Origin of the sequence: Mesorhizobium sp. KR9-304, assembly GCF_040049215.1 — a bacterium.
Lineage (GTDB): Bacteria > Pseudomonadota > Alphaproteobacteria > Rhizobiales > Rhizobiaceae > Mesorhizobium_K.
This window is the reverse complement of the sequence record NZ_JBDZDN010000003.1, coordinates 20746-39813: the sequence shown is the minus strand read 5'-3', so window position 1 is coordinate 39813 and position 19068 is coordinate 20746. Positions and strand designations below refer to the sequence as shown.

The window sequence follows — 19068 nt, the reverse complement described above, 5'->3', positions numbered from 1 at the left end:
TCAATCACCTTTCCGCCGCTTGCGGCAGGCGACGGCCCGGGGCGGCTCGGCCCCCTCACATGTTCGGGTAGACCGGCCCTTCGCCGCCTTGTGGCGGCACCCAGTTGATGTTCTGGTTGGGGTCCTTGATGTCACACGTCTTGCAGTGGACGCAGTTCTGCGCGTTGATGACGAAACGCACGTCCTTCGCCGAGGGATCGGCGGCGGAATTTCCGTCCTCATCGACCCATTCGTAGACTGCCGCCGGGCAATAACGCGTCGAAGGGCCGGCGAAGACGTCATGCTCGGAGCGCTGCTGCAGTGCCATGTCCTTCACCTGCAGGTGGATCGGCTGGTTTTCCTCATGGTTGGTGTTCGACAGGAACACCGAGGACAGCCGGTCGAAGGTGAGCACCCCGTCCGCCCTGGGATAGACGATCTTCTCATGCTGCGATGCCGGATCGAGCGAGGCGTAGTCGGCCTTGCCGTGTTTCATCGTGCCGAAAGGAGACCAGCCGAACAGGGTGTTCATCCACATGTCGAAGCCGCCGAGGCCGATGCCGACGATCGTGCCGAAGCGCGACCACAGCGGCTTGACGTTGCGGACCTTCTTGAGGTCCCTGCCGATGTCGCTGTCGCGCCATGCCGCCTCGTAGGCGGCGAGCTCGTCATTGGCGCGACCCTCTCCGATCGACCTGGCGACGTGCTCGGCCGCCATCATTCCGGACAGCACGGCATTGTGCGAGCCCTTGATGCGCGGAACGTTGACGAAGCCCGCCGAGCAGCCGATCAGCGCTCCCCCGGGGAAGGCAAGCTTGGGGACCGACTGCCATCCGCCCTCGGTGATGGCGCGCGCGCCGTAGGAGATGCGCTTGGCGCCCTCGAACGTGCCGCGGATCGCCGGATGCGTCTTGAAGCGCTGGAACTCCTCGAACGGCGAAATCCAGGGGTTCTTGTAATTCAGGTGCAGGACGAAGCCGACCGCGACCTGATTGTCCTCGAGGTGGTAGAGGAACGAGCCGCCGCCGGTCTTCATGTCGAGGGGCCAGCCGAAAGAGTGCTGGACGAGACCGGGCTTGTGGTTCTCCGGCTTCACCTGCCAGAGTTCCTTGAGCCCGATGCCGTATTTGCCCGGTTCGCGACCGTTGGCGAGATTGTACTTCGCGATCAACTGCTTGGCGAGCGAGCCGCGCACGCCTTCGCCGATCAGCACATATTTGCCCATCAGCGCCATGCCGGGCGCATAGGCCGGCCCGTGCGAGCCGTCGCGTTCGACGCCCATGTCGCCGGTGTAGACGCCGTTGACGGCGCCCGCATCGTTGTAGAGCAGCCCCGCCGCGGCGAAGCCCGGATAGATCTCGACACCCAGTGCCTCGGCCTTTCCCGCCAGCCAGCGGCACACATTGCCGAGCGAGACGACGTAGTTGCCGTGGTTGTTCATCAGCGGCGGCATCAGGAAATTCGGCAGGCGAAGCGAGCTTGCCGCCGTGAGCAGCAGGAAACGGTCATCCGCGACCGGTGTCTTGAACGGATGATCGGCCTCCTCGCGCCAGCCGGGCAGCAGCCGATCGATGCCGATCGGATCGACGACGGCGCCCGACAAGATATGCGCACCGACCTCGGCGCCCTTCTCCAGCACGACCACGGAAAGCTCGGGGCTCACCTGCTTCAGCCTGATCGCGGCCGCAAGGCCCGCCGGCCCAGCCCCGACGATCACAACGTCGAACTCCATGCTTTCGCGTTCGATCTCGCTCATTCCACTCCCCGCATTGGCTTGCTCAGGCTGGCTTGGGTGCGCCATTTTGCTGGCTTAGCGGCTCCATAGCTCATTCAGGAGCGACGTGAAACCGTCTGCCGCCGCTTTTGCAGTGTTCGGCGGGGTGGTTGTCGTCCATACTGGCGGGATGCGGCAAGCCGAGCTGATCCGGTCCGTATTGCAGCGAATTCCATGCGTGCGCCGCTGGACCATCGGCACGGCGGCGCAAACCGTGCTGGCGGTTCTGGTCGCCGGGACCGCATTCGGGCAGGACGCCCCCTCCAAGCCATGGAACGCCGGCGCCTACAGCTTCTCCGACGAGCTCGGCGGCTTCCGTATCGTCGGCGCTTCCGGAAAGGGCACCAAGGAAGACCCGATCGTCATTCAGGAGGAGATCAACTCGGCAACGCCCGTCACGATGGTCATCCGCACCGTGCGCCCGATCCGGCCATTCGACTATTCCGGCCTCTACGCAAACGGCTTCCTACACATCCGCGTCGAGGTGCTGAACAATAGCGCGCTCCCCTGGATCGAATTCGAGTTCGAGCTGCAGGAAAAACTCGGCAAGGCGAGTCTGTTCGGCGACGGCCTGTCCTTCGACCAGCGCCGTTCCGAAGGCGGCAACATCTGGTCGGAGAGTTTTCGCGAATACAGCCGCGCCTTCGAGCCATACGACCGCTTGCTCTTTCGCGAGGGAACGATCGACCACCTGGCCACCGCGTCGTTCAATTTTTTCATCAGCGACTTCACGCCGCGGTGGGAATTTTATCTCGTGCAGGATCCGCGCATTCCGTCATCATGACCTTGCAAATGCCGTGCCTGCGTCCGAATGTCGGCCATGGATTTTGCGAATGAAAACGACCGGCTGGGCCTGCGCGATGTGCTTGCCTTCTACGCGCAGGCCGGCGTCGACGACGCGCTTGTCGAGGAGCCCATCAATCGGTTTGCGGCAAGCGAAGCTCCGCCTACACCGGCAGCGCGGCAGCCTGATGTCGCCAAGGCGGCTGCGCCGGAACCGCGTACCGGAGAACAGGCGTCGCCTCTCGCCTTCGCAGCTCCGAGACCCCCTGTCGCCGTGCCCGACGAGGGGCAGATCGCGATCGCACGGCAGCGGGCCGCGACAGCCGCGACGCTCGACGAGTTGCGCCAGCAGATGGCCGAATTCGAGGGCTGCAACCTGAAGTTCACGGCAAAGAACCTGGTCTTCGCCGACGGCAACCCTCGGGCCGACATCATGCTGGTCGGCGAGGCGCCGGGCCGCGACGAGGATCTGGAGGGGCTGCCCTTCGTCGGCCGCTCCGGCCAGTTGCTCGACCGGATACTCGCTGCGATCGGGCTCGACAGGCAGTCGGTCTACATCGCTAATGTCATTCCGTGGCGGCCGCCGGGAAACCGCACGCCGACGCCGCAGGAAACCGAAATCTGCCGCCCCTTCATCGAACGGCAGATCGAACTCGCAAATCCGAAGGTTCTGGTCACGCTCGGCGGGCCGTCGGCAAAAACCCTGCTCCATACGACGGAAGGGGTGATGCGGCTGCGCGGCAACTGGAAAGCGCACGTCACCGCTTCCGGCGTTACCATCCCGGCCATGCCGACGCTGCATCCGGCCTATCTGCTCAGGAACCCCGCCCACAAGAAGTTCGCATGGCGGGATTTTCTTGAGGTCAAGGCGAAGCTCAAAACGCTGACCTGAGACTTGCGATCAACACCCGCAAGGCGTTTACCGGTTCCTGGCGCGATCAACGGCGGACGGTATCAACCTAAGTGATGACAAGTGTAGTACAACTACCTACAGTTGCATCGCGGGGCGGATGTTGCAGGCTACCGCTACTGCGGCAGCGATGCTCTCAGCGCCTTGCGCCGCTCGATGCCGAGTTGCCGTTCGCGCCAGACGATGAAGATGCCGGCGCCGATGACGATCGCGCCGCCGGCGATGATGTGGATGGTCGGCTTGTCGCCGAAGGCCAGATATCCGACGATGATCGCCAGGATGATCGAGATGTATTCGAAGGGCGCTACCGTGGAGGGTTCCGCGTGGCGGTAGGCCTCGGTCATCAGGATCTGCGCGACGCCGCCGCAGAAACCGGCGGAGATGAGAAACGTGGCCTGCCAGGCGCTGATCTGTCCCCAGCCGAAGGGTATCGACAACAGGCCGACCGCGCTCGCCGTCAGCGAGAACCAGATGACGATGACCGCGCTTTTCTCCGTGCGAACGAGGCTGCGAATCTGGAGCATGACGATGGCGGACAGCGCGGCTGCGACGAAGGCGGCGACAACGCCGACCAGTTCATCGGGGTCGATGGCGGAAGCGTCGCCGAACAGCGAGAGTTTCGGCCACGAGACGATCAGGACGCCGACGAGGCCGACCGCGACCGCCGACCAACGATAGGCGCGTATGGCCTCCCCGAGAAACACCGCGCTGAAGACGACCACCAGCAGCGGCTGGGCGTAGTTGATGGTCACGGCTTCCGGCAGTGGCAGGCGCGTGAGCGCAAAGAAGCCCAATCCCATGGAACTCACCCCGACAACGCCACGCAGGACGTGCGCCAGGGGCCTGGTCGTATAGACCGCGGCGCGCAATTCGCCCCGGTAGGCAAGGTAAAGCACGACCGGAAGGATGGCGAAGAAGGATCGAAAGAAGACGATCTGACCCGCGGGAAGCTGGCCGGACGCCTTGATGAAGGAGGCCATGGCCACGAAAATGGCAACCGAACCGACCTTCAGCCCGATGCCGACCAGCGGATTTGGGTGAGGGTCGCGCGGAGGGTTCACTTGCGCTGCATTTCTCTGACCTAATTGCTATGCATCGCGCGTAGCCGACCGGATCGCCGACCAGATGCGCGCCGGCGTCGCCGGCATCTCGATATGGCCGATGCCATAGGCGCGCCAGAGCGCATCGGTGACGGCGTTGATCGCGGCCGGCGCCGCACCGATCGTGCCCGCCTCGCCGGCGCCCTTGATGCCCATCGCGTTTGTCGTTGAGGGGACATTGCGCGTCCCGAAGTCGAAGAAGGGAAAATCCTCGGCGCGCGGCATGGTATAGTCCATGAAGCTCGCCGTCAGCAGTTGGCCGTCTTCGTCATAGACAGTGTCCTCGCGCAAGGCCTGGCCGAGGCCCTGCGCGACGCCGCCATGCATCTGCCCGGCCAGCAGGACAGGGTTCACGGTGACGCCGAAATCGTCGACGATCGTGTAGCGAACGATCTCGGTCGCGCCGGTTTCCGGATCGATCTCTACCTCGCAGACATGAGTGCCGTTGGGGTAGGTCGCCTCGTCCTGCACGAATTCGCCCATGCCCTGCAGGTCTTCCGGCTGCTTAGCCGCCTTGGCGATCTCGGCATAGGTCATCGAGCGGTCGGTGCCCACGATGCGCGCCGAGCCCTCATGCAGTTCGATGTCGACCGCCGAGGCTTCCAGCTCGTCGGCGGCGATACGCCGGATCTTCTCCGCGAGGGTTTCGCCGGCGCGCGATGCCGAGACGCCGCCGAGCGGGATGGAGCGCGAACCGCCGGTGCCCTCGCCGTTGTCGAGATCGTCGGTGTCGCCCTGCCGCATGACGATCTTGTCGATCGGCATGGCGAGCTTCTCAGCGATCATCTGCGCGTAGGCGGTCGCGTGGCCCTGTCCGGTGCTCTGCGTGCCGATCTTCAAGGTAACCGTGCCATCGCCGTTGAGCTCGACGAATGCGGGCTCCGAACCCGGGAAGGCGCAGGCCTCGATGTAGGTCGCCATGCCGATGCCGCGTATCTTGCCGGCCTGTTTCGAAGCGGCCAGCCGCTTGTCGAAGTCGTTCCAGCCGGCCCGCTCCATGGCGAGCGTCATGTGGCCATCGAACTCTCCGACATCGTAAAGTCGCTTGGTCTGGGTGCGGTAGGGGAACTGGTCCGGCTTGATGAAATTCCGCCTGCGTATCTCGTCGCGCCCCAGCCCCATGTCGCGCGCGCAGGCGTCAACAAGCTTCTCGACCAGGAAGGCGGCTTCAGGCCGGCCCGCGCCGCGATAGGCGTCGACAGGCACGGTATTGGTGTAGACGCCGGCAACTTCGACATCGAGCACTTGGATGTCGTAGACGCCCGTCGACATGCTTGTGCCGATATAGGGAATCTCGGCGCCATATTGGGAGATATAGGCGCCCATGTTCGCGATCAGGTCGACCTTTAGGGCGAGGAACCGGCCGTCCCTGTCCATCGCCATCTGTCCGATGGCCACATTGTCGCGGCCCTGAGCGTCGGTCAGGAAATGCTCGGTGCGGTCGCTCGTCCATTTCACCGGCCGGCCAAGGCGTTTCGCCGCCTCCATGACCAATGCATACTCCCGATAAGCGAATATCTTGGTGCCGAAACCGCCGCCGACATCCGGCGTGATGACGCGCAACTGCTTCCTGTGGATCCCGAATACTCGGGCGAGGATCTTCTGGACCGAATGCACGCCCTGCGAACCCGTTGTCAGCACGAAGCGGTCCTCGTCGGGCTTCCATTCGGCAAAGGCCGAGCGGGGCTCGATGTAGTTGGCAACGAGGCGGTTGTTGCGGAATTCGACGCGCGTCACCAGGCTTGCCTTGGCGAAGGCGGCCTCTGCCTTTGCCCGGTCGCCGTGACGGTAGGTGAAGGCGCGGTTGGTGCCGAGCTCCGGCCAGACCAGCGGCGCAGCCGGGTCGAGCGCGGTCGCGGTGTTTGCCGCCGCGTCCAGGCTGTCGTAGTCCACTTCGATCAGGTCGGCTGCATCCTGCGCCAAGGCGCGAGAATCCGCGACGATGAAGGCGACGGCGTCTCCGACATAATGGACCTGGTCGCGGCAGAGGATCGGGATGTCGCGCGTCGGCGCCCTGGTCCCGTCCGGCTGGCGCTCCATCGATTTCGATCTCAGATCGCCAAGATGCGTCAAATCGGCGCCAGTCAGGATCAAATGCACGCCCGGCGCGGCTGAAGCGGCTTCGATCGAGGCTATCGTGAAGCGGGCATTCGCGAAGGGCGAGCGCAAGACATAGCCGTGAAGCACGTTTGCCGGCGCTATATCGTCCGTATAGCGGCCCTTGCCGGTGATGAAGGTCTGGTCTTCCAGGCGAAGGACGGAAGCGCCCATCCCGAATTTCGGCGTGACGACCGTCATTTACTGCCTCGCGAGATTGGATTGGAGATGCGTGCCTGAAATAAGCCGCGTTTCAGTTTTGTCGAGGGGAAGCGATCGTGTAAAGAGCACCTTTCTCACGAATGCGCCGATTACGCGGCACGCCAGCACACTGCGGGACGATACAGAACATGCGTACAGACACGGGCCAGGTTTTCCGCCTCGAAGACTACCGGCCCAGCGACTACATCATCCCGCAAACCAGCCTGACCTTCCGGCTCCATCCGGATGCAACCTCGGTCCTGGCCGAACTGACGGTCGCCCGACGGCACGGCGCTTCGAAGAACGCGCCCCTGATCCTCTCCGGCGACGGGCTGGTTCTGAAGCGGATCGAGCTGGACGGCTTGCCGCTCGCCGCCTCCGCCTACCAGGCATCGCCCGACCAGTTGATCATCCCGGCGCCGCCCTCGGCAGAGACTTTCCGGCTGACCCTGGAGACCGAACTGTCGCCGTCGACCAATTCCGCGTTGATGGGCCTGTTCCGCACCAACGGCGTCTACTGCACCCAATGCGAAGCGGAGGGGTTCCGCCGCATCACCTATTTCCTCGACCGCCCCGACATTCTGTCGGTTTATACGGTGCGCGTCGAGGCGCCGAAGAACGCGGCGCCGCTGCTTTTGTCCAACGGCAACCGCCAGGAGACCGGCGATTTGGCGGATGGCTGGCACTATGCCGTCTGGCACGACCCCTTCCCGAAGCCCTCCTACCTCTTCGCGCTCGTCGCCGGCGACCTGGGCGTGGTGACCGACAGCTTCGTCACCGCGTCGGGCCGCAAGGTCGATCTCGGCGTCTATGTCGAGCACGGCAAGGAAAGGTTCGCGACCTATGCGATGGACGCGCTGAAGCGCTCCATGCGCTGGGACGAGGAAGCGTTCGGCCGCGAATACGATCTCGACATATTCAACATCGTCGCGGTGTCGGATTTCAACATGGGGGCGATGGAGAACAAGGGCCTCAACATCTTCAACGACAAATATGTGCTGGCCGACGACGAGACCGCGACCGACGCCGACTTCGCCAACATCGAGGCGATCATCGCGCATGAGTATTTCCACAATTGGACAGGCAATAGAATCACTTGCCGCGACTGGTTCCAGCTCTGCCTGAAGGAAGGGCTGACCGTCTTCCGCGACCACGAGTTCTCCGCCGACCAGCGCTCGCGGCCGGTAAAACGCATCGCCGAGGTGCGCACACTGCGCGCGCACCAGTTCCCTGAGGACCAGGGGCCGCTGGCGCATCCGGTGCGGCCGCGCCGCTACCGCGAGATCAACAATTTCTACACGGCGACCGTCTACGAGAAGGGCTCGGAAGTCGTGCGCATGATCCGCACGATTCTTGGCGCGGAAATGTTCCGCGCGGGCATGGACCTCTATTTCGAGCGCCACGACGGCGAAGCAGCGACGGTCGAGGATTTCGTGAAAGTCTTCGAGGACGTGTCGGGCCGTGATCTCCAGCAGTTCGCGCTCTGGTACAATCAGGCAGGCACGCCGAACCTGACGGTCTCGACCTCGCATGACGCGGCAAAGCGCGAATTCGTCATCGAGATCGAACAATCGGTGCCGCCGACGCCGTCCGAAAGCCGCAAGCGGCTGATGCATATCCCTTTGGCGTTCGGCCTGGTCGGCAGCGACGGCAAGGACATCGCGCATGGCGGCGCGGACGATGCGGCCGTCGAGAACGGCGTCATCCATGTGAAGAAGCGCCGCCATGTCGTGCGTTTCTCCGGCATCGCCGAGCGCCCTGCCCTCTCGCTCAACCGCGGTTTCTCCGCGCCGGTCACGCTGTCGGTCGAGCAGCGCGGCGAGGACCAGTTCTTCCTCGCCCGCCACGACAGCGATCCCTTCTCGCGCTGGCAGTCCTACAACACGCTTCTAACCGAAGCGCTGATCGCAGCCTTCCGCGACGGCCTCGGCGGCAAGCAGCCGCGGTTCCCCGAAAGGCTCGTCGAACTCGCCGGCATCATCGCGGCCGACGAAGAGCTGGAGCATGCCTTCCGCGCACTGGCGCTCTCGCTCCCCGGCGAGGCCGACATCGCGCGCGAGATCGGCAAGAACATCGACCCGGACGTCATTTTCGTCAGCCGCGAAGCACTCGCAGCGGCGGTCGCCCAGTCGAACGAACACGTGCTGCGCAAGCTCTACGGCTCGCTCGAATTCACAGGCCGCTTCAGCCCGGACGCGGCGAGCGCCGGCCGCCGCGCCTTGCGCAACATGCTGCTCGACTATCTCGCCATCCTGCCCGGCGGCGCCGATCTCGCCTCGCGGCATTTCGCCGACGCGACCAACATGACCGACCGCGCCGCGGCGCTAGCCATCCTCACGCATCGGCATGGGGAGACCGAGCAGGCGAAAGATGCGCTCGCGGCGTTCGAGGAGCGCTACCGCGCCGATCCCCTGGTCATGGACAAGTGGCTGACGATCCAGGCGACCGCGCCGGGTGCGGCCACGCTCGAAAAGGTTCGTGCGCTGACGGAATATCCCGGCTTCACCATGACGAACCCCAACCGCGTGCGGGCTCTGATCGGCACCTTCGCCACCGCCAACCAGACCGCTTTCAACCGCGCCGACGGGGCGGGCTACGACTTCTTCGCCCGCGCGGTGCTGGAGATCGAAGGGCGCAATCCCCAGCTTGCGGCGCGCCTGGCGACCGCTCTGCGCTCCTGGCGCTCGCTGGAACCGGAGCGCCAGGGCAAGGCGCGTGAGGCGCTGCTTCTGATCTCTGGGACCGAGAATCTGTCCGCCGACCTGCGCGATATTGTCGAGCGCACCCTCGCTTAGGGGAATCGAAACGATTTTCGGCAATTTTCGGTCTTTTTGCCGGCTGCCACTGGACAAGCCGAATCACCTTTGATTCTTTATGGATGATTCGGATGTGCGGTGTCGCCGGATCGTCAACAGGAACATTCGGGGGAACGGCATGGCCGGAGCGGACGCGTGGGGCGCGGCCGATGGCTCGACCTTTGCCCGCCACAACGAAGGGCGGGACAAGGTAGCGGGAAATGCGCGCATCATCGCAGCGCCTGCCTATCGTCGCCTGCTCGCTGCCGAACCTTTGCTCAAGCGCTCGATCCCCGTCCTCATCCTCATCTTCCTGATCGTGATCGCCTCGGTGCGTTTCCTGTCGCTGATGGCGCTGCGCGACGACGTGGAGCGCGATGCGAAGACGGTGCTCGGCCTTGCCGCAGGCGAACTCGTCAATGCGCTGATGCTTGCGGAGGCCGGCCAAAACGACGCCGAGGCCGAGGCTCACCGGCTGGTGCAGGAGACGATGCAAGGCGGAATGCTCGCCGGCGGACATGTGCTTGCCGTCACTGACGCGGCGTTCAAAGTCATCGCCACGACTGCCGGAGGAGCCTCCTGGCAGGGGCACAACCTCGACGGCATCGTCTCGGGCGGCCAGCCGCTCTTCATGTTCGGCGACCGAGCCGGCGTCATGGACGTGAGGGTCGGCGACCGCACCTGGCTCGCGGCGGTCGAGCTGACCGACAGCCGGTCCGGCGCGGCGGTCGCGATGATCCCCTACGACAGCGTATTCGCCGAATGGCGCAGGACCGCGTCGATGAATGTCACGCTGTTCGTGGTGACGGCCGGCGTGCTGCTCGTCATCCTCTACGCCTATTTCAGCCAGGCGGCGCGCGCGCAGGCGGCCGACCGCATCTACCTCGAAGCGCACCAGCGCATCGACCTCGCGCTCGTGCGCGGCCGCTGCGGCCTGTGGGACTGGGACATGGTGCGCGGCAAGATGTACTGGTCGCGCTCCATGTACGACATGCTCGGCTACGAGCCGTACGACACCATGCTTTCGTTCGGTGAGGTCGCCGAAATCATCCATCAAGGCGACGGCGACCTGTTCGACCTCGCCAAGAGGATCGTGGCGCGCGAGATCGACCATATCGACCAGGTCTTCCGTATGCGGCACGCCAACGGGCAGTGGATCTGGGTGCGCGCCCGCGCGCAGGTCATCGATCCGGAGGCGCCGGAGATCCAGCTCATCGGCATCGCCGTCGACGTGACCGAGCAACGCCATCTCGCGCTGCGCTCGGAAGCAGCCGACATGCGGCTCAGGACCGCGATCGAGAGCATCAACGAATCCTTCGTGCTGTGGGATTCGGCCCGGAAGCTGGTCATGTGCAATTCGAAATACCAGGAAGACAACGGGCTCTCGGACCGCGATGTGGTCCCGGGCGCCCCCCGCGACGAGCTCGAAACGAAAATGCTCGCCTTCGCGTCGGAACGGCGGCTTGCCAACGCCAACGGGCCGAGCGGCGGCGCCAGCTTCGAGCGCCAGCTCGTCGACGGACGCTGGCTGCAGGTCAACGAGCTCAGGACCCGCGACGGCGGCACCGTGTCGGTCGGCTCCGACATCACGCAGATCAAGCAGCATCAGGAGAAGCTCGTCGACAGCGAGCGGCGGCTGATGGCGACCATTCACGACCTCAGCCTGGCGCGCCGTTCCGAACAGGAGCGGTCGACCGAGCTCGTCGAACTCAACCGGAAATACATGCGCGAAACGGAGCGCGCCGAGGCGGCGAACCGCGCCAAGTCGGAATTCCTCGCCAACATGTCGCACGAACTGCGCACGCCGCTCAATGCCATCATCGGCTTCTCTGAAGTGATGGAATCGAAGCTGTTCGGTCCGCTCGGCTCCGACCGCTACGAGGAATACGCCCGCGACATCCAGGCCAGCGGGGCATATCTGCTCGGCGTCATCAACGACATCCTCGACATGTCGAAGATAGAGGCCGGCCAGTTCTCGGTCGACCGGGAAGAGATCGACCTGTGCCCACTCATCCACGAGACGGTCAGGGTGGTCTCGCTGCAGGCCGCCGAGAAGAATATCTCGGTCGAGACGCGGATCGCCGATTCCATGAGGGTCTTCGCCGACCGGCGCGCCATCAAGCAGATCGCCATCAACCTGCTTTCCAACGCGGTGAAATTCACCGGCCAAGGCGGCCACATCTCGGTGCGTGCCCGCAATGTCGCGGGCGCATTGATGCTGACCATCGAGGACAATGGCTGCGGCATCCCCAAGGAGGCGCTGGGCAAGCTCGGACGGCCTTTCGAGCAGGTGCAGAACCAGTTCTCCAAGAACCACACTGGCTCGGGGCTGGGGCTCGCGATTTCCCGTTCGCTGGCGCAGCTCCACGGCGGCGCCCTCAAGATCCGCTCGACGCAAGGCGTCGGAACCATCGTCTCGGTTCGCATCCCGATCAGGCGCCCTGCGGCCCCAGCAAAGGCCGCCTGAACGGCCGGTCGGGGTTGGCTGGCTAGAACGCTACGACATCGCGGACAGCAGACGGTTGAAGTGGCCGCGCACCTTCGCCGCCGTCTCCTTGAGATGCGCTTCGAGCACCTTGATATCCGGCAGGTCCGTCGCCGCCAGAATCAGATCGATGAGGCCCGGCGGGCTATCGTCCTTCACGAACGGCCCGGTTAGGCAAAGCCTGATCATCTGCGTGAGCGACAAATAGAGCGCATAGGCGTCGGTGAGTTCCTGCCTGGTCTGGCCGTCCGCGAAGTCGGGCGAGAGCCGTGCCAGCGTCTTGGCGGTCCCCGTCACCCTTTCGCCTTTCGTCCGTCCGCAAAGCACGGCAACCTGTGCGATGAACTCCAGATCGATCAGGCCGCCTGGAATGAGCTTGATGTCCCAGAGGTCGCGCGGCGGTTTTTCCTTGTCGATCATGGCGCGCATCTCGACCGCCTCAGCCGCGATCTTCTTGGGGTCTCGCGGCAGCGCCAGGACTTCCGCCACCTCGACCTCGATCTCGGCGGCCAGTTCCGCCTCGCCGGCGACGACGCGCGCGCGCGTCAGCGCCATATGCTCCCAGGTCCAGGCCTCGCCGCGTTGATACTTCTTGAATGCGTCGACATGGGTCGCCACCGGCCCCTTGTTGCCCGAGGGACGCAGCCTGAGGTCCAGCTCGTAGAGCACGCCTTCCGCCGTCGGCGCGGAGACCGCGGCGATCAGGCGCTGCGTCATGCGGGCATGGTAGTGCGAGGGCGCCAGCGGCTTTTCGCCATCGGATTCGTCGGCGTCCGCATCGTGGTCGTAGAGCAGGATCAGGTCGACGTCAGACCCCGCCGTCAGTTCGCGGCTGCCGAGCTTGCCCATGCCGAGGATCGCCACCCGGCCGCCGGCAACGCGGCCATGCCGGTGCGCGAACTCCTCCTGCACGGCGTGCAGCGCGGCGCCGATGGTCAGGTCGGCGAGATCGGAAAAAGCCTTGCCGGCACGTTCGGCGTCGATCGCGCCGGCGAGAAGCCGAACGCCGATCAGGAATTTCTGTTCGGCGGCGAAAATGCGCAGCCGGTCGAGGACCTCCTCGTATCCGGCCGCGGTATCGATGAAGACCGCGAGCCGGCCCGCCAGATAGTCGCGGTCGGGCAGTTCCGAAAGCAGCGCCGGATCGAGCAGTCCGTCAAAGACGTGCGGACGGCGCGTGATCACGCCCGCCAGCCGGGGTGCTGCCCCCATGATGGTCGCCAGGAGCTTCAACAGGCTCGGATTGGACTGCAGCAACGAGAAGAGCTGGATGCCGGCAGGCAGGCCGGCCAGGAATTGGTCGAAGCGCACAAGCGCCTTGTCGGCCTTCTTGGTCTTGCCGAAAGCTTCGAGCAGCGCGGGCGTCAGCTCGGTAAGCCGCTCGCGAGCCTCGGCCGACTGAGTGGCCCGGTAGCGGCCGAAATGCCAGCTCCGGATGACACGGCAGATGTCGCTCGGCCGCTTGAAACCAAGCTTGCCGAGCGTCTTCAACGTGTCGGGATCGTCCACGTCGCCGGTGAAGACCAGATTGCCCACCCTGGACGACAGTTCGGGTGCTGCTTCGAACAGCGCCGCATAGTGACGCTCGACAGCCTGCAAGGAAGCGCGGAAGATCGCCGAAAATTGTGCTGCCCCGGCGAGGCCCAGCAGACGCGCGATCCGCTCCAGCCCCTCGTCGGTTTCCGGCAGCGTGTGCGTCTGCTCGTCGGCGACCATCTGGACGGCATGCTCGACGCGGCGCAGGAACCAGTATTGCCCGGTCAGCGCATCGCGCGCGTCCGTGGTTATCCAGCCGCGCGCCGCCAGTTGTCCCAGCATGGGCACCGTCGCCCGGCCGCGCAACTCGGGAAAGCGCCCGCCCGCGATCAGCTGCTGGGTCTGAACGAAGAACTCGATCTCCCGGATGCCGCCCCGCCCGAGCTTGACGTTGTGCCCCTTCACGGCGATCTCGCCATGGCCCTTGTGCGCGTGGATCTGACGCTTGATCGAATGGACGTCGGCGATGGCGGCATAGTCCATGTATTTGCGCCAGACATAGGGGCGCAGCTCTGCGAGGAATGCCTCGCCCGCCTCGATGTCGCCGGCGACCGGACGCGCCTTGATCATGGCGGCGCGCTCCCAGTTCTGACCGCGGCCCTCGTAATAGTTCAGCGCGGCCTCGACCGGGATCGCCAGGGGCGTGGAGCCGGGATCGGGGCGCAAGCGAAGGTCGGTGCGAAAGACATAGCCGTGCTCCGTGCGGTCCTGAAGGATGCGCACGAGCCGGCGCGTCAGCCGGGCGAACAGTTCCGTTGCATCCACAAGATCGACGATGGCGGGCGCGGTCGGATCGTAGAATACGATGAGGTCGATGTCGGAGGAGAAGTTCAGCTCGCGCGCGCCGAGCTTGCCCATGCCTAGGACGACCCAGCCAGAACCTTTGCCCGGATCTGTTGGATCCGGCAGGTTGAGCTTGCCCTGCCTGTGGGCGTCGAGCAGCAGAAAGTCGATAGCGGCGTTGACACAGGCGTCCGCCAGATTGCTGAGACGTTCGACTGTGGTCGCCGTGTCGGCCTCGCCGGCAAGTTCGGCAAGCGCGATCAGGAAATGCGCTTCGAGCTTCAGCCGGCGCAGCGCCATCATCAAGGCATTTTCGCTGACATCCTCGGCGCGGGGCGTGGCCGCGATCTGCTTGAGCAGAACATCAAGTCGTTGCTCGACCGCTTGGTCGAACAGCGCCTCGAGCATTTCGGGCCGCCGGCGCGCCGCATCGCGAAGGAAGCCGGAGAGATTGAAGACCGCACCCAGGAAGCCCTGCATCTCCCCGTCGGCGGACAGGAATGCCGCCAGCCGCGAAAATCCGTTCTCCGCGGCGGCCTCCGCCACGTCGGCAAGCTCCGCTCTCGCCGCGGCGGCGTCGAGCGGGAAGAGTTTCGCCGTTGCTTGTAGTCGCAGCACCGGTCCCTCCGCTTTCGCCGCCGCGTCGGCGTTTATCACGCGCCCTTGGCCGCGGGAAAGGTCATGACCACTGTCAGCCCGGGATCGCCCTGCAGCAGTTCGAGCCGCCCGCCATGAAATTTCATGACAGCCTTGGCAAGGCTGAGGCCAAGGCCGGAACCGGGCTGCGACCGGCTCTGCTCCAGCCGCACGAACCTCTCGGTCGCGCGGTCACGGTCGCTCTGGTCGGGAATGCCAGGGCCGTTGTCCACGACCTTCAGGCTTATCTCGCCAGCTTTCTTCTCGATCGTCACGCGAACGACCGGCGCTTCCGCGGCCCCGGAGGAATATTTGATCGCATTGTCGACGACGTTCGAAAGGGCCTGGCCGATCAGCTCGCGGTTGCCGTCGACCAAAAAGCTTCCAGCCGCCGGCGCGTCCAGCGTCACGCCGACCTCTTCCGCCGCCGGCTCGTAGAGCTCCACGACATCGTGGACCGCCGTCGCGAGGTCGACCCTGGTCAACGCTTCGGCCGAATAACCGGCCTCCAGCCGAGAGATCATCAGGATCGCATTGAACGTCTTTATCAGGCGGTCGGATTCGGTGATCGTCGCCTCGAGCGCCTCGCGGTAGCCCTCGGCTTCCTCCGGATTGCCCGCAAGTGCCGCCTCGGCGCGGTTGCGCAGCCTCGTCAGCGGGGTTTTCAGATCGTGCGCGATGTTGTCCGAGACCTGCCTCAGCCCCTCATTCAGGCCGGCAATCTTGGTCAGCATGGCGTTCAGATTCTCCGACAGGCGATCGAACTCATCGCCCGCGCCGGTCACCGGCAGGCGGCCGCTGAGGTCGCCGCCCATGATGCGGCGGCTGGCCTGCGACACGCTGTCGATGCGCTTCAGCGCACGGCGGCCTACAAAATACCAGATCAGCAGCCCGCCGACCGCCATCATGCCGAGCGCGAAGATCAGGGCGCGCTGCACGACGACGCGAAAGCGCTCCGGTTCGCCCAGATCCCGCCCGACCAGCACGATCATCTGGTTGGGCAGGCGCGAGATGAGCGCGATAGCCGCATGCCGGGTCTCTGTTGCGGCCGGCGGCGTCTCGAGGTCGCTTACATTCGGTGCCCGGCGCTCGACCACTCCGTCGCCGTAGCGCTGGTATGTGAAGGGCTGCGCCGTCCAGCCTTCGGTCTCCAGCACGCCGGGTTCAAGGCTTTCGACGTTGCCGGTCAGGATGCGGCCGTTGGAATCGGCGATCAGATAGAGGTTCGCGCCCGGCTGGCGCGAGCGCTGTTCGACGACGCGCACCAGGAACGGCAGCCCGCCGCGGCGGTAGGCGCGGTCGAGCCCCTGCACTTCCTCGTTGATCGTCTCCTTGGTCTGCGCGGCGAGCATGCTTGCAGACAACGACGTCATGTAGAAGACGAGTAGCACCGCGCAGATGGCGAACAGGATGAGATAGAGCGCGGAAAGCCGGGCGGCCGTCGTCCTCATGATCGCGGGCAGCCGAAGCGCCATTAAAGCAATATCCGACGAGCCGACATGGCCTAGGCCGCCTTCAGCATGTAGCCCGCGCCGCGCACCGTGTGCAGGATCGGGCTGTCGAAACCCTTCTCGATCTTGCCGCGCAGACGCGAAACGTGGACGTCGATGACGTTGGTCTGCGGGTCGAAATGGTAGTCCCAGACATTTTCGAGCAGCATGGTCCGGGTGACCACCTGCCCGGCGTGCCGCATCAGATATTCGAGCAGGCGGAACTCGCGCGGCTGCAGCGTTATCTCGCGGCCGGCCCGCTTGACCGTATGGGAAAGCCGATCGAGTTCGAGGTCCCCGGCGCGGTAGACCGTTTCTGTCTCCTTCGAACTGGCGCGCCGGTTGAGAACCTCGACGCGCGCGAGCAGTTCGGAAAAGGCGTAGGGTTTGGTCAGATAGTCGTCGCCGCCGGCGCGCAGGCCGGTCACGCGGTCGTCGACCTCGCCCAGCGCCGAAAGGATAAGCACCGGCGTGGCGTTGCCGCGCGAGCGCAGCCCGGCGATCAGCGACAGGCCGTCGCGGCGCGGCAGCATGCGGTCGACCACCATCACGTCGTAGTCGCCCGAATCGGCGAGCGCGAAGCCGGTCTCGCCGTCACGCGCCACATGGGCGGTGTGTCCGGTCTCCGCAAAGGCCTTCTCGAGATAGTCGGCGGCCTCGCGATCATCCTCGACGATGAGAATCTTCATGCGACCTCTATACGCGAAAAAGCGGCGAAGCGGATGTCCGGAAGGGACGCTCCGGCAGCAGGCGATTATGCCTGCTGCCGCCGAGCGTCCCGGATGACTGACTGGACGCGGGATGCCCGGAGTTCCGGCGCGGCGGCTCGGGGGTGCGGGACGCCGGCGCCGGAAACTAGGAGCGGGACGGCGACTGGAGGAACGCCATCCCGCCGCGGGTTCAGCCCTTGGCGATGGGCAGGGTGACGAAGCGGCTGACGTCGTCGCGAGTCACCTGCACCAGCACCGCCTTGCGGCCGGCCTTGGCGGCGTCTTGCATCGCCTTTTCGATGTCGCCGCCGCCGGCGACCGGCTTGGAGTTGACGTTGGTGATGACGTCGCCGGCCTGGAGACCGCGGTCGGCTGCATCGCTGCCCGGATCGACATCGGTCACGACGACGCCCTTGCCGTTATCGGACGGCGCTATCGTCAGGCCGAGGTCGGCAAGTTCGTCGGACTCCGCCGGCGCGGTGTCGTCGCCCTGGAGCGCGGCTTGCTTCTCCGCACCCGGCAGTTCGCCGAGGTCGATCTTGACCACCTCGGACTTGCCGTCGCGCCAGACAGTCACGTCGACCGCGCTGCCAGGCGCGATGCCGCCGATGATGCGGGCGAGTTCCTTGGGCGAAGCAACTTCCTTGCCGTCCACGGCGGTGATGACATCGCCTGCCATGACGCCGGCCTTCTTGGCCGGGCCATCTTCCTGCGGATTGGAGACGAGCGCGCCCTTATCGTCGGCCAGGCCGAGCGAATCGGCGATCTCCGGGGTCACCGGCTGGATCTCGACGCCGAGCCAGCCGCGCTGCACCGCGCCGTCCTTGATCAGGTCCTGGACAACTTCGCGGGCCGTCGACGCCGGAATGGCGAAGGCGATGCCGACATTGCCGCCGGACGGCGAGAAGATCGCCGTGTTGATGCCGACCACCTCACCGTTGAGGTTGAAGTCAGGACCGCCCGAGTTGCCGCGGTTGACCGCCGCGTCGATCTGCAGGAAATCGTCGTATGGGCCGGCGCCGATGTCGCGGCCGCGGGCCGAGACGATGCCGGCAGTCACCGTGCCGCCGAGACCGAATGGATTGCCGACCGCCACGACCCAGTCGCCGACGCGCACCTTGGCGTCGTCGGCGAAGGCGACATAGGTGAACTTGGTGCCGGGCTCGTCGACCTTGAGCACGGCGAGATCGGTGCGCGGATCGGTGCCGATGAGCTTGGCGTCGAGTTCCTTGCCGCTGTCGGTGACGACGGTGAAGACCGCGCCACCTTCGACGACATGGTTGTTGGTGACGACATAGCCGTCCTCGGAGATGAAGAAGCCGGATCCCTGCGCCACGGGGCGCGGGCCGTCGTTGCGGCGCTGGCGGCGCTCGGAACGAGGTGCATCCTGATCGTCGAAACCACGGAATTCCTTGAAGAAGCGCTTCATCGGATGGTCGTCGGGCAGATCCTCGAAGCCGCGGCCGAACATCTGGACGTCGGTATCGGATGCAGGCTCGATCTTGGCTTTGACACGCACGCTGACGACGGCGGGCGAAACGCGCTCGACGACGTCGGCGAAGCCAGGAGCCTGTGGCGCCTCGACGCGAACGGCTTCGGCGAAAACGGGAACGGTGCCGGAGGTCACGGCGCCGAGGCCGGCTGCGCCTATGATTGCGACGGAGGCCGCGGCCGCCAGAAGCCGCTTGCGGCCATTCGAAATGGGCTTGGGGGAGTTGGTCATCAGTTTCTATCCTCTGCTCAGGAATGCTTCGACGGCATCCTTCGACCGAAGAGATAGAAAGCAGGA

11 protein-coding genes are annotated in these 19068 nt (G+C 65.2%); 4 read left to right on the top strand and 7 right to left on the bottom strand.

What is annotated here, in order from left to right:
* Positions 1-55 precede the first annotated feature (55 nt).
* Positions 56-1735 carry an electron transfer flavoprotein-ubiquinone oxidoreductase gene (locus tag ABLE71_RS16390; protein WP_348784543.1) on the bottom strand — a complete coding sequence of 560 codons (1680 nt, stop codon included), beginning with the start codon at positions 1733-1735 and terminating at the stop codon, positions 56-58.
* A gap of 85 nt (positions 1736-1820) precedes the next feature.
* Between ABLE71_RS16390 and ABLE71_RS16385 the strand changes: the two genes are divergently transcribed.
* Both ABLE71_RS16385 and ABLE71_RS16380 read left to right on the top strand, forming a co-directional pair.
* The gene (locus ABLE71_RS16385) at positions 1821-2537 is read left to right on the top strand and encodes a hypothetical protein (protein ID WP_348784542.1); all 717 of its coding nucleotides are present in this window, start codon (positions 1821-1823) and stop codon (positions 2535-2537) included.
* 36 nt (positions 2538-2573) lie between these two features.
* Entirely contained in the window at positions 2574-3428 is an 855-nt protein-coding gene (locus ABLE71_RS16380) for a uracil-DNA glycosylase (RefSeq protein ID WP_348784541.1), read from the top strand.
* A gap of 134 nt (positions 3429-3562) precedes the next feature.
* Here ABLE71_RS16380 and ABLE71_RS16375 read toward each other — a convergent pair whose 3' ends face one another.
* Positions 3563-4507: a DMT family transporter gene (locus tag ABLE71_RS16375; protein WP_348784540.1), complete on the bottom strand. Its 945-nt coding sequence runs from the start codon at positions 4505-4507 to the stop codon at positions 3563-3565.
* A gap of 27 nt (positions 4508-4534) precedes the next feature.
* The gene (locus ABLE71_RS16370) at positions 4535-6844 is read right to left on the bottom strand and encodes a xanthine dehydrogenase family protein molybdopterin-binding subunit (RefSeq protein WP_348784539.1); all 2310 of its coding nucleotides are present in this window, start codon (positions 6842-6844) and stop codon (positions 4535-4537) included.
* Between the two features lie 149 nt (positions 6845-6993).
* Between ABLE71_RS16370 and pepN the strand changes: the two genes are divergently transcribed.
* Together pepN and ABLE71_RS16360 are read left to right on the top strand one after the other, a co-directional pair.
* On the top strand, positions 6994-9639 hold the full coding sequence (gene pepN / locus ABLE71_RS16365; RefSeq protein ID WP_348784538.1) for an aminopeptidase N: 2646 nt from the start codon (positions 6994-6996) through the stop codon (positions 9637-9639).
* Positions 9640-9778: 139 nt separating this feature from the next.
* Positions 9779-12106: an ATP-binding protein gene (locus ABLE71_RS16360; protein WP_348784537.1), complete on the top strand. Its 2328-nt coding sequence runs from the start codon at positions 9779-9781 to the stop codon at positions 12104-12106.
* 30 nt (positions 12107-12136) lie between these two features.
* Here ABLE71_RS16360 and ABLE71_RS16355 read toward each other — a convergent pair whose 3' ends face one another.
* The 4 genes from ABLE71_RS16355 to ABLE71_RS16340 all read right to left on the bottom strand — a co-directional run bounded on the left by ABLE71_RS16355 (position 12137) and on the right by ABLE71_RS16340 (position 19002).
* On the bottom strand, positions 12137-15061 hold the full coding sequence (locus ABLE71_RS16355; RefSeq protein WP_348784536.1) for a bifunctional [glutamine synthetase] adenylyltransferase/[glutamine synthetase]-adenylyl-L-tyrosine phosphorylase: 2925 nt from the start codon (positions 15059-15061) through the stop codon (positions 12137-12139).
* A 35-nt stretch (positions 15062-15096) separates the two neighbouring features.
* Positions 15097-16554 (bottom strand): ATP-binding protein, encoded by a 1458-nt coding sequence (locus ABLE71_RS16350; RefSeq protein ID WP_348784535.1) that lies wholly within the window; start codon positions 16552-16554, stop codon positions 15097-15099.
* A 29-nt stretch (positions 16555-16583) separates the two neighbouring features.
* Positions 16584-17258, bottom strand: coding sequence for a response regulator transcription factor (locus ABLE71_RS16345; protein WP_348784534.1), 675 nt, complete (start codon positions 17256-17258; stop codon positions 16584-16586).
* Between the two features lie 211 nt (positions 17259-17469).
* Positions 17470-19002, bottom strand: coding sequence for a Do family serine endopeptidase (locus tag ABLE71_RS16340; protein ID WP_348784533.1), 1533 nt, complete (start codon positions 19000-19002; stop codon positions 17470-17472).
* Positions 19003-19068 lie beyond the last annotated feature (66 nt).

What these genes read in the sequence shown, in the direction of transcription:
- pepN (WP_348784538.1), top strand. Translation starts at nt 6,994, where the DNA reads ATGCGTACAGACACGGGCCAGGTTTTCCGCCTCGAAGACTACCGGCCC.
- ABLE71_RS16340 (WP_348784533.1), bottom strand. Translation starts at nt 19,002, where the DNA reads ATGACCAACTCCCCCAAGCCCATTTCGAATGGCCGCAAGCGGCTTCTG.
- ABLE71_RS16350 (WP_348784535.1), bottom strand. Translation starts at nt 16,554, where the DNA reads ATGGCGCTTCGGCTGCCCGCGATCATGAGGACGACGGCCGCCCGGCTT.
- ABLE71_RS16360 (WP_348784537.1), top strand. Translation starts at nt 9,779, where the DNA reads ATGGCCGGAGCGGACGCGTGGGGCGCGGCCGATGGCTCGACCTTTGCC.
- ABLE71_RS16370 (WP_348784539.1), bottom strand. Translation starts at nt 6,844, where the DNA reads ATGACGGTCGTCACGCCGAAATTCGGGATGGGCGCTTCCGTCCTTCGC.
- ABLE71_RS16380 (WP_348784541.1), top strand. Translation starts at nt 2,574, where the DNA reads ATGGATTTTGCGAATGAAAACGACCGGCTGGGCCTGCGCGATGTGCTT.
- ABLE71_RS16345 (WP_348784534.1), bottom strand. Translation starts at nt 17,258, where the DNA reads ATGAAGATTCTCATCGTCGAGGATGATCGCGAGGCCGCCGACTATCTC.
- ABLE71_RS16390 (WP_348784543.1), bottom strand. Translation starts at nt 1,735, where the DNA reads ATGAGCGAGATCGAACGCGAAAGCATGGAGTTCGACGTTGTGATCGTC.